We start from the raw sequence: 15,078 nt of genomic DNA on the forward strand, positions 1-15,078 counted from the left end.
AAATATAACAACAACAATCGAAAGTAAAATAATAGGCTGCCTTAAGTATAAGTTAACATCATTCTTAGCGAGAAAAATATGAACAAAAAAAACACAGGGCCCACCAACAAGCATAATTAGCAGTATTTCTAGCGCAAGCTTTGAATTCTTATTCATTCTATTTACCTGAAGCCCACCACAAACAGTAGCAGGCTATTCTGATTAACAATTAGTTCCTAATTCTGTTTCCATTACAATCATATAGATGTCGGGTTGCAGGGTGATTTTGTACTCTCATACCGTCCCGCCCTTCTTGCGTTAAGCCAAAAGCAAAATTAGTTAATACACCTAACCCTCCTACAATCATCCCTGGCACTCCACCTAGAGCATATGCAACAACACCTGAACCAGCTAAATTAGTTGCACCAAAACCTGTGGAAGCGATGGTTGCGCCTCCAACTCCACCACTATCCCCCCCGCAATCATTTCTCTGGTGTTCTTGAACATATTGCGGCTCCCTCGGCTCACGTTTAATTCTAGAGCCACCACTAACTTCTTCAACTTGATCAAATGTTAATTCTTGCATAGTATCTCTCCTTGAGACATTTTAAGTTACGTAGAATCCTGAAGGGCTACAATCGCCCTTTCAGGCTTAAAATCGGCTCAAACAACCAGCTGATTAAGCTGCGTTGTTCCAGCACGATATCTGCGCTTAGCAGCATGCCCGATTGCAGCGGGACGCTGTTGCCGTAGGCGCGGATCTCTTGCGCCGCCAGCGCTACCTCGACCCGGTAGACTGGCTCCTGCACGGCGACAGGCATATCGACTTCCCCAGGAAGCACGATAGCCTGCGCTGTGCGAATTACTTCCCCGTGGTACAAACCAAAACGCTGGTACGGAAAGGCATCAAATCGAATACGGGTTTGCTGACCAGGCTGCACAAAACCATAGGCCCGGGTTGGTACCAGCAAGACCGCTCGAAGCTCTGCGTTCTCAGGCAAAATGGTTAAGAACGGCAATTGACTGGTTAAGCTAGTGCCAATATCAGCCACCAAATTGGTCACCCGGCCAGAGATCGGTGCGGTAATTAATAGCTGGCCTCGCGCATCCAGTTCCACTTTTTGCTGTTGAAGTCTTGAGCGGTCGGTATCCAGTAACGCCAACTGCTGCGCCTGTTCGACCGGCAACCGGGCTAGTTGCCCCTGCAATTGCTCTATGCTGGCCTGCTGTTGCTGGGCACTGGCGCTTAGCTCGGCCAGTTGCTGGCGAATCCCTAAAACAAGCTCGGCTTGCTGCTGCAGCTCCAGTTCTGAAATAGCCCCTTGCTGCTGCAACTGCTGGTAATTGTGAAAACGGCTTTGCTGCAGCGTCAAACGCTGTTGTTGCAACTGCTGCTGGCCTAAAAGCTCCTGCAACATGCTCTGGCTAAGCAGTAAACGGCTTTGTAATTCGGTTTCTTGCTGGGCAAATTGCTGCTGCAATTGCTGCTGACGCAAAGTTAACAATTCCGTTTGCTGTAGCAAGCCCTGAAATAGGCTTTGGCTTAGCGACAGACCATCAGCCAGATGCTCGGGAATATGAATCAGCGCTAACGGCATCCCCGCTTCCACTTGCTGGCCATCCTCGACATACAATTGACAACAATGCCTGGGCGTGGGCTACCGACCTTGGCCAAGCCTAAATCCGGTTTTAAATAACCAGTGACAGTTTCTTTGCGGTTAAAAGACGACAGCGCCAGAAATGCAACTAACATAAATACCAACAGCATCAGTATGATGGTGAGCACGCTGCTGCTTAACGGCTGAGCAATAATTACGTCGCCATCCAGTTTTGCGGCTTGCTGTTTCAAAGCATTTGCACGAAACAACCCCTGCTCAGACACATAAACCTCCTTATAAAAAACCAAAACGCAACCAAATAAACACTTAATTAATTTATATTTCACAATTGGCGGCATTTCAAGTTCTTTATATTTAATTTTGTTATTACATATTTCTTTTAGCTATATAAATTCCAGGTAGCGTTTTAGCACCCTACTACCAGCCCATCACCAGGCACTGGATTTCCAAATCTCTCATTACAAAAGACTAAATGAGCATATATACCTAACATAGAACCCGCTTTAATCGCCTTCTTGTTTCTGGACACTCCTTGCCCCTACCAGTAGACTGGCGACCCTAATCGCTTTAGTTATTGGAGCAATTTCCTGATGCTTGCTTTTTGGTTCCGTATTCCGTTCTGGCAGCGTGTGCTGGGTGCTATGTTGCTGGGCATTGGCCTGGGAGTAGTCTTTGGCGAAAAAGCCACTGTGCTGCAGCCACTGGGGACGCTGTTTATTAATGCCATCCGCATGCTGGTGGTGCCCTTGGTATTTTTTGCCCTGATCACCAGCATTACCTCACTCGGCGATACGCTTAAAATGAAGCGTTTGGCGGTTAAAACCGTTGGCCTGTTTTTGCTTACTGCCATGATTGCCAGCCTGATTGGCTTAACCGTGGGCAGTTTGATGGACTTTAGTACCATCACCGAGCTGACCACTACTGAAGTTCGCGAGCGTGATATTCCGCCGGTGGCGACCGTGCTGACCAACCTGATCCCAACCAATCCGGTGGCGGCGCTAGCCAGTGGTAATGTGCTGCAGATTATTGTGTTTGCGGTGTTGGTGGGCATTGCCATCAATGTGGTGGGTGAAAAAGCCGAGCCGATGCGCAAAGTGATGGAAGCCGGTGCCGAGATCATGTACCAGATCACCCGCATGGTGCTGCAACTGACGCCGATTGGTGTGCTGGGCCTGATGGCCTGGGTGGTGGGTAGTTTTGGCCTGGAAACCTTGTTGCCACTAGGCAAGTTTATCCTGGCGATTTACATTGCCTGCTTTATCCATATCATTTTTACCTACGGTGGCATGGTGCGCTTGTTTGGCGGCATGTCGCCACTGGCGTTTTTCAAAGCCATTTTACCGGCCCAGCTGGTGGCCTTTAGCAGCGCCAGCAGCTTTGGTACCCTGCCGGTCACCCATAAAGTGGTGACCGAGGATCTAAAAGTTTCGAAAAATTACGCCAGCTTTGTGTTGCCGCTTGGCGCCACCATCAATATGGATGGCTGTGGCGGCATTTACCCGGCTATTGCCGCGATTTTTATAGCCCACTTGTATGGCATTCCACTGGATGCGACCAGCTACCTGCTGATTGCCATCACGGCGACCCTAGCCTCGCTGGGGACTGCTGGCGTGCCCGGCAGTGCCATGGTGATGCTGACGGTGACCTTGAGTGTGGTCGGTTTACCACTGGAAGGGATTGCCTTTATTGCTGCGGTGGACCGCATTATTGATATGATGCGCACCGCCACCAACGTGACCGGAGATACCATGGTAGCACGGGTCGTGGCGCATTCTGAAGGTTTGATCGAGTCAGACGAAAGCGAGCCAGTACCTGCCGCGAGCTAGTTCTGGCTGGCTCTGCTTATCTTAAGCCGGTAGCTGTATACCGGCTTCACGCATCCGCGCCAGCTTATAGCGCAGAGTGCGGTCACTGATCCCCAAGCGCTCAGCCACATCTTTGCGTTTATTATCACAAGCCCGCATCGTTGCCAGGATCAAGCGGTGCTCCTGCTCGTGAATTTCCTGTTTAAACTGACTAACATCTGCATCAACATCCAGCGCAGTCATGGTTGGCACGCTTAGCTCTTCAATGTATATATCGTCCGCTGTAAGCACGCCATCGCTATGAATAATCAACGCCCGCTGCATTACATTATCCAGCTCCCGCACGTTGCCGGGCCAGCTATGCTGCAGCAGCTTTTGAATGGCGCTTCCTTCAAGCTGAGGTATGGCAATACCGTCACGCAGGCAATGCCGCTCCATCAAGTGCTCGGCCAGTGGCAGAATATCTTCTGGCCGCTCCGCCAGGGCTGGCCAGTTCAGTGGAAACACATTGAGGCGGTAGTACAGGTCTTCCCGAAAACGACCTTGCTGCACCGCTTCTTTTAAATCGCGGTTGCTGGTAGCCAGTACCCGAACATCCAGCTTGATAGTTTTGCGGCTACCAAGTCGCTCTACCTCGCGCTCCTGCAATACCCGCAGCAACTTGGCTTGCAGGTTTAAGTCCATCTCGGTGATTTCATCCAGCAAAATGGTACCCTGCTGAGCCTGCTCAAATTTCCCGGGACAAGCCTGCACTGCACCGGTAAAAGCGCCTTTTTCGTAACCAAACAAGGTGGACTCCAGCATATTCTCCGGTATTGCTGCGCAGTTTATCGCAATAAAAGGCCCCTCCGCCCGCGGCGATTGCTGGTGTATGTACTGTGCCAACACCTCTTTGCCCGAACCACTGGGCCCGGTCACCATCACACTGGCATCGGATTTAGCGACTTTCGCAGCCAACCGCACCAACTGTTTGCTCTGCTCAGCGGCTACAATGGGCTCAATGCCAGCCAATTGTTCGGCCGGCACATACCGACTCACCATATTCACCAGCACTTCCGACGAAAAAGGTTTGGACAGATAGTCCACCGCCCCTAATCGCATGGCCTGTACTGCATCATTTACATTGGCATACGCCGTCATAATAAGCATCGGTATTTGTGGGTACTGCTGGCGTACCGTGGCCAGGAGCTCCAGCCCCGAAATGCCCGGCATTTGCACATCGCTGACAATCAGCTTAATGCTTTGTTGCTTTAACTGCAGCAGAGCCTGCTCGGCACTCTCGGCGGCAACAACCTGATAGTTGGCCAGAGTCAGGGTATCGACCAGGGCTTCACGTAAGCCGCCATCATCTTCTACCACCATGATTTTAGTTTGCGTCATAGCTTTTCTCCTGCGCCTGAGGTTCTGTCTGATGTAACGGTAATTGCAGACGGAAGCAAGCCCCACCGCCCACTTGTGGCACATAGCTCACCTGGCCTTTGTGGGCGGTGGCTACCGCCTGCACGACAGCAAGGCCAAGACCTGTTCCCTGATTGCGTGTCGTAAAGAAGGGTTCGAAAATTTGTTGCTGCAAATGCTCCGGCACACCCGGCCCATTATCACTGATATCCAGCACCAGCCAACTGCCTTGCTGCTGGCAACGAATCATCAACTGCGCATCCGCCCCAATAATTTCCAGGCTGTTGTGCAACAAGTTTAAAATTGCGCCCGCCAGGCTGCTTTGGTTCGCCCATAAGGTTAAGCCGGCTTGCTTGGTTTCAATGCTTAAGCTGGCCTGATACGCCTGCAACTGAGCTTCAATTCCAGCTTGTACCTCCTGGAGCAGAGCATCCACGGCAATGCAACTGACACTGGCTTCATTGCCTGAGCGGGCAAACAACAGCATATCGTTTACCTGCTGCTCCAAATCCTGCAAGCGAGCCACCAGTTTTTGCTGAAACACCGACTTGGCGTCATCATTCAGACGCTGATTGGACAGATTCTCTGCATACAACATGGCGGATGATAACGGTGTGCGAATTTGGTGAGCCAGTGTCGCCATCATCTTGCCAAGGGTAGACAAGCGCTGCATATGCGCCAGCCGGCTTTGCAATTGACGGGTTTCCGTTAAATCTGTCAGCACGATGAGTTGCCCTGGTTCCGGACTGAGCGCACTGATAGCCAGCTTAACCCGACGACCATTGAATAAGGATACTTCCATGCCATCATCACTGCGAGGCCGAAATGAACGGGTGATCACATCCAGCCAGCGCTGCCCTTGCAACGGCTCACCCAGCATGTCCAGAGCCATTGGGTTGGCGTCGGCCACATAGCCACGCTCATCCAGTACCACCACACCAACCGGCAACATGGTAACCAAATGCTGCATGCGATCAGTCGCTGCAGAGACGGGCTGCAGATAGCGGCTGAAATCAGTCACGACATTGGAAGTCGAATCCATCTCAAACAAAGTTCTGGCGGTATGCATATCACACCTCATAAATCGGATCAGGGCCTCTGATGGATTTATGCATGTTGTATGCCAGAAATAAGTCTATGAATTACAGCAAGATAGAGAGCAGATTACAGCGTACTGGTGTCAGAATTCTGACACCAGTGTGGTATTAGTCGTCTTTGGCGAGATTGTATTTGCGCATTTTTTCCACCAGGGTTGTACGACGCAACCCCAGCATATCGGCAGCACGGGCCACCACAAAATCATGCCGCTCCAGCGCCTGGGTGATAAACAGGATCTCAAGCTCCGCCAGATGATCTTTAAGATCAATCCCTGCCTCCGGCAACTGAGGATCCGCCTGAAATGGATCAGCCTCCGCCGTTTCATAAAAAGCCATTTCCTCTTCATCGGCCTGGAACAGCTCATTCAGCAAATCACGCTCTTGCAAAGCCTCTGGATAATCCGGCACATAGCTATCCACCTCCAGATGTTGGTAGCGCAGAGGCAGCTCTGCTACATCCACCACCTGATTCGGGTACATGATGGCCATGCGCTCTACCAGATTAGCCAGCTCCCGGACATTACCAGGCCAGGCGTGGAGCTTCAGACTTTCCATCGCCCGCTCGGTAAACTTTACCCGGGCGTGACCCGCCTGCTGTTGGCGCTGAATGAGTTCCTGACACAGCTGGGGCAGATCTTCGGTGCGCGCAGACAGCGCCGGTGTTTCAATCGGGAATACATTGAGCCGGTAAAACAAATCTTCACGAAAGCGACCATCAGCAATCATTTGCTCCAAGTTACGATGCGTTGCAGCAATAATGCGCACATCGGCTTTGATCGGCTGATTGCCCCCCACCCGCTCATAAATCCGCTCCTGCAATACCCGCAGCAATTTAACCTGCATCGGCAAAGGCATGTCGCCAATTTCATCCAGAAACAAGGTACCGCCCTGTGCCAGCTCGAAACGGCCTTTGCGGGTAGAAAAAGCACCGGTAAAAGCACCTTTTTCATGGCCGAACAACTCACTTTCCAACAATTCAGCAGGAATGGCACCGCAATTAATTGGCACAAAAGGGCCATCAGCGCGGCGGGAAAGCAAATGAATGTTGCGCGCCACCACTTCTTTACCTGTACCGGAGTCGCCCAAAATCATCACATTGGCCTCAGTCGGCGCCACTTGCTGGATTAAAAAGCGTAGCTGCTGCATCGGCTCGGCCGATCCCACCATATCAACCAAGCGCGCAGCCTGATCCAGCCGTTGCTGCCCCGGTAACAACCGATGATATTCCTGACAATCTCGGAGCGATTGAGTCAGGCTGTCGTAACGAAAGGGTTCGGTTAAAAGCGCCACCACATTGCCAAACTGCAGCAACGCATCCTGAGTACCATCCAGCACTAAAAAGGCGGTGGCTGGAAACTGTTCGATCAGGGCTTGTGGTGCCTCATCCAACTGACCAAGCAGCACCACGGCAGGCTCGGGTTGCTGTAAGCAAGCCAATAACTCGGCAAAGTCAATAATCTGATGTGGTTCCAGCACAAAATCGAGAATAGCACTAAGGCGCTGTTGGCGTGGGATATTGCCATCGACGAGGTAAAGCTTGGGGGTGGCGCGCATAGTCACTCAATCGTTGTTCTGGTTATGCTCCCATTGTAGCGAAGCCGCTTTGGCTTGCCAAATAAAAAGCGCTGGAAATTTGACGTTCTGTCAATTTCCCAGCGCTAACCAACGGTTGCTCAGGCCGGTAAAGTTAACCACCCAAAATACGCAATGCCTGCTCCTGTTGCACCCGCCCCTGTGCTGCCACACTGATGCTGGACTGCAGCAAAATATTGCCAGCAACTTGCTCACTTACGGCTTTGGCGTAATCCAGATCTTCAATCCGGCTTCGCGCTTCAGCCTCACCAAGGCGCTGACGATCAATGACACTAGCCGCTGCTTCAAAGGCATTGATGGTGGCACCGGTATCTGCCCGTAAAGCCCCCAGCTGTTGCAGTGATTGCTCAACGCTGCCAAGCGAAGCAGTCAATTGCGATGGATCCGTCAAATCAAAATCAAACAAATTGCTGGTAGTAAGCGCAGCTGCGACGTCTTCCGTACTTAAGCTCAGGCTGCTATCGCCGGTACCAAAGGTTACTTCACCACTTTGATTAAAAAGCCCTTTACCTGCAAACTCGGTGTTATCGATCACCTGCTGAATATTACCCAACAACTGATCTGCCTGCTGCTGCAAGGCCTGACGCTCACTGGCACCATAAATGCCATTACCAGCCTGAATCGCCAGCGTATTTAAGTCCTGCAAGTTTTCTTCAATCGCTTGCAGGCCTTGATCGTACACCCGCGCTAACGAAATACCATCGTACACATTGCGCGAAGCCTGTTCACGGGCATTGATGCTTGAGGTCAACTGATTGGCAATTTGCAAACCTGCCGCATCATCAGCCGCACTGTTGATACGCCTTGCTGTCGCCAATTTTTTGAACAAGTTGTCCTGCTGCGCAATGGTTTGATTCAAAATGGAGTTATTAGTACCGACTTTCATCCGCATGACCTCGCAACGCTGTAATGGTTAAATTATAGCCAGAACGCACTAAAAATGCGAACTTTGCCTATCTGCCTGGCTACTTTGCAACCAGAGAGTTTTAAATCCCCTGCGCTATCGGCACAATTTATGCTATGTTCAAACAGTTAAGTGTGACACAGCAGAGGTTCACTCCATGTTTGATGGCAAAACAATCCTAATCACCGGTGGTACCGGCTCTTTTGGTCACAAATATACCCAGACCTTACTGGCTCGCTACAAGCCAAAAAAAATCATCATCTATTCGCGCGATGAGCTAAAGCAGTACGAGATGCAGCAGGTTTTTCATCAAGACTGTATGCGCTATTTTATTGGTGATGTACGGGATGCCGAGCGCTTATTACGAGCCATGCGTGGAGTAGATTTCGTCATTCATGCCGCAGCACTAAAACAAGTGCCTGCTGCGGAATACAACCCAATGGAATGCATTAAAACCAACATCAATGGGGCTGAAAATGTGATCAATGCCGCTATTGATGCCAATGTCGAAAAAGTGATTGCTCTTTCCACCGATAAAGCCGCCAACCCGGTGAACCTCTATGGCGCTACCAAACTGGCATCGGATAAACTCTTTGTTGCTGGTAATAACATCGCTGGCGGCAGCCGACCGCGTTTTTCGGTGGTGCGCTATGGCAATGTGGTTGGCTCACGCGGCTCTGTGGTGCCCTTTTTCCAGAATTTGATAGAGAAAAGCCACGATCACCTGCCAGTTACGCATGTGGAAATGACCCGATTCTGGATAACCCTGCAACAAGGGGTTGATTTTGTGCTGAAAAACTTTGAGCGCATGCTGGGTGGCGAAATTTTCGTACCTAAGATCCCATCCATTCGCATTATGGATTTAGCCAAAGCCATGGCACCAAGCATGCCCATCAAAGAAGTGGGTATCCGTCCTGGCGAGAAGCTGCATGAAGTGATGTGCCCCGGTGAAAACTCCTACCATACTTACGAATTTTCCGATCACTTTGTCATTGCACCCTCCATTCGCTTTTTTAACCGGAAAAATAGCTTTGATGTGAATGCATTGAATGAACAGGGTACTTTGGTAGAGCCCGGCTTTGAGTACGCATCCAGTACCAATCCGCATTTTTTAAGCCCGGAGGAAATCCTGCAATTTAATCTGGAAGCCATGCAATGATCCCCTATGGTCGACAGCACATCAACCAGGCCGATATTGACGCCGTTTTGCAAGTGCTGCAAAGCGATTATCTAACTCAGGGGCCTGCTGTACCTGCCTTTGAACAGCGCCTGTGCAGCTTAACCGGTGCCAGCCATGCTATTGCCATGAACAGTGCCACCTCTGCGCTGCATCTGGCATGCCTTGCTTTGGGTGTCAATTCTGCCAGCCGGGTCTGGACTTCCCCTATCAGCTTTGTGGCTTCGGCCAATGCAGCGCGCTACTGTGGCGCTCAGATTGATTTTGTTGATGTTGAAGCTGAAACCGGCAATGTATGTATTCAGGCACTGCGCACGAAACTGGAACAGGCCAGAGCCAAAGATGCCCTGCCGAATGTGGTGATTGCCGTGCATCTTGCAGGCTTAAGCTGCGATATGCAGCAACTGCGTCACCTGAGTGCTGAATTTGATTTTCGGATTATCGAAGATGCCTCCCACGCTGTTGGCGGCCAGTACCTGGGCCAGGCGGTAGGCTGTTGTCAGTACAGCGATATTACCGTATTTAGCTTTCATCCGGTCAAAATCATTACCACTGCCGAAGGCGGTATGGCGCTAACCAATCAGCCGGAGCTTGCCCAACAAATGCAACTGCTGCGCAGCCATGGCATTACGCGCGAAGAAAGTCAAATGACCGAGCCAGCTCATGGTCCCTGGTACTACCAACAGCTGCAACTGGGCTACAACTACCGCATGACCGACTTACAGGCCGCATTGGGGCTTAGTCAAAGTACTCGTTTAGCAAACATCATTGCGCGACGTCAGCACTTGGCCCGACGTTATCAGCAATTATTAGCTGGCTTACCACTCGATTGCCCTGCTCAACCAGAGAACATCTTAAGCAGCTATCATTTGTTTATTATCCGGCTACACGATAAAGCCAAACGCAAAGCCGTCTTTGAAGGTTTGCGCCAAGCAGGTATTGGTGTGAATGTGCATTATATTCCTATCCATACCCAACCATACTATCAGCAACTTGGTTTTGATTGGGGAGACTTTCCAATCGCTGAGGATTTTTACGAGCGTATTATCAGCCTGCCGCTCTACCCTGAGCTGACCGAGCAACAGCAAGACTTTATCCGTGAGCAGCTGAGCGCATGGTTATAACGATCACCTTCGCCCCTGTTGGGGCCAGACCTCGCGCTATGGCCTGGCATCTGTTATCGTTATAAGGTAGCAACATCCAAACAGAACTGAGCAATGGCAACTTTAAAGCCCCTCTTACATTTCAGCTGGAGGTTTGAAGGTGGTACAGCTATCTGATGCACATTTGACATCCGCTTTAGATGATACACCCATGGACTTTTTGGTTGAGGATGAAGCTGAAACCGAGCAACAAGGCTATTGGACCATACTCATTGTCGACGATGAGCCGGAGATGCACCATGTCACCACCATGGCACTGCGCGATTATAGTTTTCAACACCGAAAGCTTAACTTTATAAGTGCCTATAATGCAGCTGAAGCCAAAACAAAGTTGGAACAGTATCAGGACATCGCACTGATTTTACTGGATGTCGTCATGGAAACGGACGATGCCGGTTTGACCCTGGTCCGTTTTATTCGTGAGCAACTGAATAACCATCAGGTCAGGATCATTCTGCGTACAGGTCAACCCGGCCAGGCACCAGAGCAGCAAGTGGTGCAAGAGTATGATATCAATGATTATCGCTCCAAAACCGAACTAACCGTTCAGCGTTTAACTACGACCATTACTTCTGCACTGCGCTCATATCTGGCAATTACCCAACTGGAGCAACTGAACGAAACTCTGGAAGCTAAAGTCGCAGCCCGAACCCAGGAGCTTGAATCGGCTCTGGCACAATTAAAGCAGTCACTGCACGAGCTTGAAGCCGGGGAAAAAGCCGGTAAGCAAGTACAGTTCAAATTATTGCCACCCAAACAGATGGCTTGGATGCCTTACCAGTTTGAACATCTGCTCTACCCATCCGACTTCATGAGTGGCGACTTTGTAGATTACTTTGTTATTGATGATATCCACTGCGGCTTTTATATTGCCGATGTCTCTGGCCATGGTGTTGCCTCCGCTTTTGTCACCGTTTATTTAAAGCGCTTTATCAGCTCCTTGCTTGAGCGTTTCAAGCTGCAGCAGTCCAGACTGATATTAGAGCCCGCAGCCTTGCTGCATGAGCTCAATAGCGAGCTACTCAAAGAGGCTATTGGCAAATACATTGCTCTGTTTTATGGCGTACTGAACCGACAGAATCAACAACTGCTCTTTGCTAATGCAGGAGCCTTTCCCTGGCCTTTACTTCAGGAAACATCAGGGGCAATCCGTTGGCTGGAGCTCAAAAGCACCCCAGCAGGCATGTTTGAAGCCGTCAACTACCAAACCGATTGCATCGATTTTAAACCGGGTATGGCCATGCAACTCTGCTCCGATGGTTTGCTCGATGTTCTACCTGGAGACAACACGGAGCAAAAACTGAAGTTACTCCAACATCAGGGAACCAAAAGCCTCCATCAGTTATTAACGAACTTGCACATTGATCCCAACCAGGGATTACCGGATGATTTAACCATGCTCAGAATCAGTTGTTATGGAGACCAACCATGAACACCGAGCAAATCCTGTTCGCTTGTCTGCAAGAACACTGTTATTTCAAACTAAGCGGCGAACTCAGATACACCAATGCTACTGGTATGGATGACCTGATTGAGCAGTTATTTGAGCAAGAGCAACCAGCCTGCGCACAGGTAGTGGTTGACTTGAATGACGTAACCTTTATCGATAGCACACACATTGGCTTGCTGGCCAGTCTGGCACGGCATTGCCAACAGCATCAGTTACCAAAACCGATATTGTTCTCTACTAATACTGAAGTCAATCAGTTATTAAAAGGGCTTTGCCTGGAAACAGTATTTGATTTTGCTGAACATCCGACCAATCAGGCTATCGACCTGACGCCAGTGCAGGTTGAGCAACACAGCGATGACCATAAAGGCAAAATGATTCTCAGGGCTCATGAAGCACTGCTGGATTTAAGCGATAAAAATCGGCAGGAATTTAAACCTGTGGTGGAGCTGTTGAGAAAACAGCTGTCTTAATGCGGAACCAAGCCGCATCTGACATTATGTGAAGTGCTCCCAACTGGTTGGCGTATTTTTCACGGCAGCTTTACGCAGCGTTTTACCAAGCAGTTGTTCCAGGTACTTTGGAGCCAGGCCAAAGCCCGGCCGCACACTACGAATATGCTGCGGTGCCAACACAGTACCAGCGGCAAGATCTTCGACAAAATAGAGCGAGCGACGAAACTTTGCATTACCCTGCTCACTGCTTTGCCTGGCGTAACTTACCTGGCCCAGAGCTTGCCATGATGTTTTTACATCCCGGCACAAAGCGGCTAAATCAGCCGGCTCTAACGAAAAACTATCATCGGCACCACCACCGGCTCTATCCAAGGTAAAATGTTTTTCAATAATCGTCGCCCCCATTGCTACGCTGGTGATGGCTGTAACATTATCAATGGTATGATCCGACAAACCAACCTGTACCTTAAAGCGCTGTTGCATATCCGCCATGGTTCGTAAGTTGTAATCGGATGCTGGTGCCGGATAACCACTGATGCAGTGCAAAATTGCCAACTGCTGGCAACCACCTTCCCGGGCGGCAGTAATGGCCTCTTCAATTTCAGCCTCCGTTGCCATTCCGGTAGAAATAATCATTGGCTTGCCTGTCGCGGCAATATAGCGGATTAAAGGTAGATCCACCGCCTCAAAAGAAGCCACTTTGTATGCAGGTGCATTCAACTGCTCCAGCAAATCTACCGCAGTTGAATCAAACGGAGAACTAAAAATCGTGATGCCCAACTGGCGGGCATAATCAAACAGTGGCTGATGCCACTCCCAGGGTAGCTGAGCTTGCTGATACAACTCGTAAAGATTCTGGCCATCCCATAACCCGCCACGGATCATAAAGTCTTCCGTCCGAGCATTCAGAGTAATGGTGTCAGCCCGATAGCTCTGTAATTTCACCGCATCCGCCCCGGCCTGCTGCGCCGCCAAAATGAGCTGCTTCGCACGCTCCAGACTGCCATTGTGATTTGCCGACAGCTCTGCAATAACATAGGGTGGATGATCGGTAGAAATCTCTCTACCATTAATGCTCATTCTTTTCATCAGCTACTCCTTTTGTTACCAGCTGTTTTGCTGCTTGATAGGCATCCATCAACACATCCGTCATAAAGAATAAAGCAGGCTTGGCTCGGCCGATAAATTCGATGGATGGATTTGCTGTTTTCACGCCTTCAAATAACTGCAATCGTTGTTCTTCACTCCCTGCCAGCGGAATTGGAAAACCGGCTTTGATCTCGCTGGTGCCAAGGTGGTGCATCGTGGCCCGATCGGCAAACACGCCCATCGCTTTGAGCTCTTTGGCGATGCAATCAGCAGCAGGTTGCGCCCCAACATCATGGATCACTTCCACACTGCATCGATTACTGGCTGTTGCTTCGGATCCCTGCAGATTATTGTACAGGGTGATCCGGTAGCTCTGTAATGCAGGCTCATAACAATACAGATAGTGACATTTCGCCAGCGGAGTCTCTGTGCTATGAAAATGAAAGATACTTATTGCGCGGCTTTCAGGTCGTTGTTGCTGCACTCCTTGCAGCCCCAAGTAGACCGGTACTGTCCAAATGACCTGCCTGGCCTGCAAGACCTTACCATCATGAAAACTTACCTGGTGCATCGACTGCTGTCGCTCAACTTTTTGAATGCGGCTGGAAAAAAGACACTGACCTCCCTGCTGCGTTATCTGTTGCTGCAACAGCTTAATCCACTGGCCAATACCTTGCTGCTGATCCGGATAATACCAGCGGCTATCACGTGGCTTTTCACGATCATCGCTATAGGCAAGTACAGCATCCAAATGATTGATTTTTTTTAGGTTGATGCTTTGCTGGCGATCACCACAAATTAAGCGGCTTAGGCCATAATACTTCAGCGCCTGCGGAGACAATTCAGCCAGTGCCTTATTGCAAAACTTCGCCATCAATGGGGCCAGTACCTGGGTGCTAATGGTCGAACCATAACAGTGCTCAGCATAGTGCTTTAGATCGCCGGCCACGGAAGTCCTATCACTGGTTTGCAGCAACTCTGCCAGCACCGTTTTTGCAATCTCCCCTTGTGAGCTGATATCCGGGAACTGTGAACGTTCATTCAGCATACCATTGAAATAGTTCCCTACTTTCAATGCAGTTAATTGATGCCAACTCCGACAAATTTGTTGAGGAAACAACAGCTTGTTCAAGTCCTCATCCGAAGTCATCTCAGGGATATGGGTGCCCAAATCAAACTGCTGCCCGGCAAACGTCTCTGAGCGCAACAGCCCGCCGGGCTCTGTACCACTATCCACCAGCACAACGGTGCTACCGGGCTTATACGACAGAATTGTTAATGCGGCAGTAAGGCCGGAAATACCGGCGCCAACAATCAGATAGTCCAGATCTTTCATAAAAGCCTGCCTT

Annotated in this window: 14 protein-coding genes; 5 read left to right on the forward strand and 9 right to left on the reverse strand. The window is 50.1% G+C overall.

The features are described 5' to 3' along the window. Window positions 1-208 precede the first annotated feature (208 nt). The 3 genes from ABC502_RS10540 to ABC502_RS10550 are packed head-to-tail and all read right to left on the reverse strand — an operon-like array spanning window position 209 to window position 1,936. A complete protein-coding gene (locus ABC502_RS10540; protein WP_345915866.1) occupies window positions 209-565 on the reverse strand; it encodes a hypothetical protein in 357 nt (118 codons plus the stop codon). Between the two features lie 46 nt (window positions 566-611). Further along, on the reverse strand, window positions 612-1,577 hold the full coding sequence (locus ABC502_RS10545) for an efflux RND transporter periplasmic adaptor subunit (RefSeq protein WP_345915867.1): 966 nt from the start codon (window positions 1,575-1,577) through the stop codon (window positions 612-614). Beyond that, the gene (locus tag ABC502_RS10550; RefSeq protein ID WP_345915868.1) at window positions 1,568-1,936 is read right to left on the reverse strand and encodes a hypothetical protein; all 369 of its coding nucleotides are present in this window, start codon (window positions 1,934-1,936) and stop codon (window positions 1,568-1,570) included. The genes ABC502_RS10545 and ABC502_RS10550 overlap by 10 nt, the downstream gene beginning before the upstream one ends. A gap of 252 nt (window positions 1,937-2,188) precedes the next feature. Here ABC502_RS10550 and ABC502_RS10555 point away from each other — a divergent pair, with 252 nt between their 5' ends. Then, window positions 2,189-3,424, forward strand: a complete 1,236-nt coding sequence (locus ABC502_RS10555; RefSeq protein WP_345915869.1) for a dicarboxylate/amino acid:cation symporter — start codon at window positions 2,189-2,191, stop codon at window positions 3,422-3,424. A gap of 21 nt (window positions 3,425-3,445) precedes the next feature. Here ABC502_RS10555 and ABC502_RS10560 read toward each other — a convergent pair whose 3' ends face one another. The 4 genes from ABC502_RS10560 to ABC502_RS10575 all read right to left on the reverse strand — a co-directional run bounded on the left by ABC502_RS10560 (window position 3,446) and on the right by ABC502_RS10575 (window position 8,377). After that, window positions 3,446-4,783, reverse strand: a complete 1,338-nt coding sequence (locus ABC502_RS10560; RefSeq protein WP_345915870.1) for a sigma-54 dependent transcriptional regulator — start codon at window positions 4,781-4,783, stop codon at window positions 3,446-3,448. Further along, window positions 4,770-5,870, reverse strand: a complete 1,101-nt coding sequence (locus tag ABC502_RS10565) for an ATP-binding protein (protein ID WP_345915871.1) — start codon at window positions 5,868-5,870, stop codon at window positions 4,770-4,772. The genes ABC502_RS10560 and ABC502_RS10565 overlap by 14 nt, the downstream gene beginning before the upstream one ends. Window positions 5,871-6,006: 136 nt before the next feature. Beyond that, on the reverse strand, window positions 6,007-7,452 hold the full coding sequence (locus tag ABC502_RS10570; protein ID WP_330089120.1) for a sigma-54 dependent transcriptional regulator: 1,446 nt from the start codon (window positions 7,450-7,452) through the stop codon (window positions 6,007-6,009). A gap of 133 nt (window positions 7,453-7,585) precedes the next feature. Beyond that, window positions 7,586-8,377 carry a flagellin gene (locus tag ABC502_RS10575; RefSeq protein WP_330128314.1) on the reverse strand — a complete coding sequence of 264 codons (792 nt, stop codon included), beginning with the start codon at window positions 8,375-8,377 and terminating at the stop codon, window positions 7,586-7,588. Window positions 8,378-8,552: 175 nt separating this feature from the next. On the opposite strand from ABC502_RS10575, the gene pseB reads away from it, so the two are divergent. From pseB to ABC502_RS10595, 4 genes are all read left to right on the forward strand, one after another. After that, window positions 8,553-9,554: a UDP-N-acetylglucosamine 4,6-dehydratase (inverting) gene (pseB, locus tag ABC502_RS10580; protein ID WP_330089122.1), complete on the forward strand. Its 1,002-nt coding sequence runs from the start codon at window positions 8,553-8,555 to the stop codon at window positions 9,552-9,554. Continuing rightward, a complete protein-coding gene (pseC, locus tag ABC502_RS10585) occupies window positions 9,551-10,696 on the forward strand; it encodes a UDP-4-amino-4,6-dideoxy-N-acetyl-beta-L-altrosamine transaminase (RefSeq protein ID WP_330128313.1) in 1,146 nt (381 codons plus the stop codon). The genes pseB and pseC overlap by 4 nt, the downstream gene beginning before the upstream one ends. A gap of 190 nt (window positions 10,697-10,886) precedes the next feature. Continuing rightward, window positions 10,887-12,167, forward strand: a complete 1,281-nt coding sequence (locus tag ABC502_RS10590; RefSeq protein ID WP_345915872.1) for a SpoIIE family protein phosphatase — start codon at window positions 10,887-10,889, stop codon at window positions 12,165-12,167. Next, window positions 12,164-12,658: an STAS domain-containing protein gene (locus ABC502_RS10595; protein ID WP_330089125.1), complete on the forward strand. Its 495-nt coding sequence runs from the start codon at window positions 12,164-12,166 to the stop codon at window positions 12,656-12,658. The genes ABC502_RS10590 and ABC502_RS10595 overlap by 4 nt, the downstream gene beginning before the upstream one ends. Before the next feature lie 24 nt (window positions 12,659-12,682). Here the strand turns inward: ABC502_RS10595 and pseI are convergent, their stop codons facing one another. Together pseI and ABC502_RS10605 are read right to left on the reverse strand one after the other, a co-directional pair. Beyond that, on the reverse strand, window positions 12,683-13,732 hold the full coding sequence (pseI, locus tag ABC502_RS10600; RefSeq protein WP_330089175.1) for a pseudaminic acid synthase: 1,050 nt from the start codon (window positions 13,730-13,732) through the stop codon (window positions 12,683-12,685). Continuing rightward, window positions 13,710-15,065 (reverse strand): NAD(P)-binding protein, encoded by a 1,356-nt coding sequence (locus ABC502_RS10605; protein WP_345915873.1) that lies wholly within the window; start codon window positions 15,063-15,065, stop codon window positions 13,710-13,712. Before ABC502_RS10605 ends, pseI begins: the two co-directional genes overlap by 23 nt. Window positions 15,066-15,078 lie beyond the last annotated feature (13 nt).

The organism is Alkalimonas sp. NCh-2 (assembly GCF_039631345.1).
GTDB lineage: Bacteria > Pseudomonadota > Gammaproteobacteria > Enterobacterales > Alteromonadaceae > Alkalimonas > Alkalimonas mucilaginosa.

What these genes read in the sequence shown, in the direction of transcription:
- ABC502_RS10540 (WP_345915866.1), bottom strand. Translation starts at nt 565, where the DNA reads ATGCAAGAATTAACATTTGATCAAGTTGAAGAAGTTAGTGGTGGCTCT.
- ABC502_RS10545 (WP_345915867.1), bottom strand. Translation starts at nt 1,577, where the DNA reads ATGCCGTTAGCGCTGATTCATATTCCCGAGCATCTGGCTGATGGTCTG.
- ABC502_RS10550 (WP_345915868.1), bottom strand. Translation starts at nt 1,936, where the DNA reads ATGCCGCCAATTGTGAAATATAAATTAATTAAGTGTTTATTTGGTTGC.
- ABC502_RS10555 (WP_345915869.1), top strand. Translation starts at nt 2,189, where the DNA reads ATGCTTGCTTTTTGGTTCCGTATTCCGTTCTGGCAGCGTGTGCTGGGT.
- ABC502_RS10560 (WP_345915870.1), bottom strand. Translation starts at nt 4,783, where the DNA reads ATGACGCAAACTAAAATCATGGTGGTAGAAGATGATGGCGGCTTACGT.
- ABC502_RS10565 (WP_345915871.1), bottom strand. Translation starts at nt 5,870, where the DNA reads ATGCATACCGCCAGAACTTTGTTTGAGATGGATTCGACTTCCAATGTC.
- ABC502_RS10570 (WP_330089120.1), bottom strand. Translation starts at nt 7,452, where the DNA reads ATGCGCGCCACCCCCAAGCTTTACCTCGTCGATGGCAATATCCCACGC.
- ABC502_RS10575 (WP_330128314.1), bottom strand. Translation starts at nt 8,377, where the DNA reads ATGAAAGTCGGTACTAATAACTCCATTTTGAATCAAACCATTGCGCAG.
- pseB (WP_330089122.1), top strand. Translation starts at nt 8,553, where the DNA reads ATGTTTGATGGCAAAACAATCCTAATCACCGGTGGTACCGGCTCTTTT.
- pseC (WP_330128313.1), top strand. Translation starts at nt 9,551, where the DNA reads ATGATCCCCTATGGTCGACAGCACATCAACCAGGCCGATATTGACGCC.
- ABC502_RS10590 (WP_345915872.1), top strand. Translation starts at nt 10,887, where the DNA reads ATGGACTTTTTGGTTGAGGATGAAGCTGAAACCGAGCAACAAGGCTAT.
- ABC502_RS10595 (WP_330089125.1), top strand. Translation starts at nt 12,164, where the DNA reads ATGAACACCGAGCAAATCCTGTTCGCTTGTCTGCAAGAACACTGTTAT.
- ABC502_RS10605 (WP_345915873.1), bottom strand. Translation starts at nt 15,065, where the DNA reads ATGAAAGATCTGGACTATCTGATTGTTGGCGCCGGTATTTCCGGCCTT.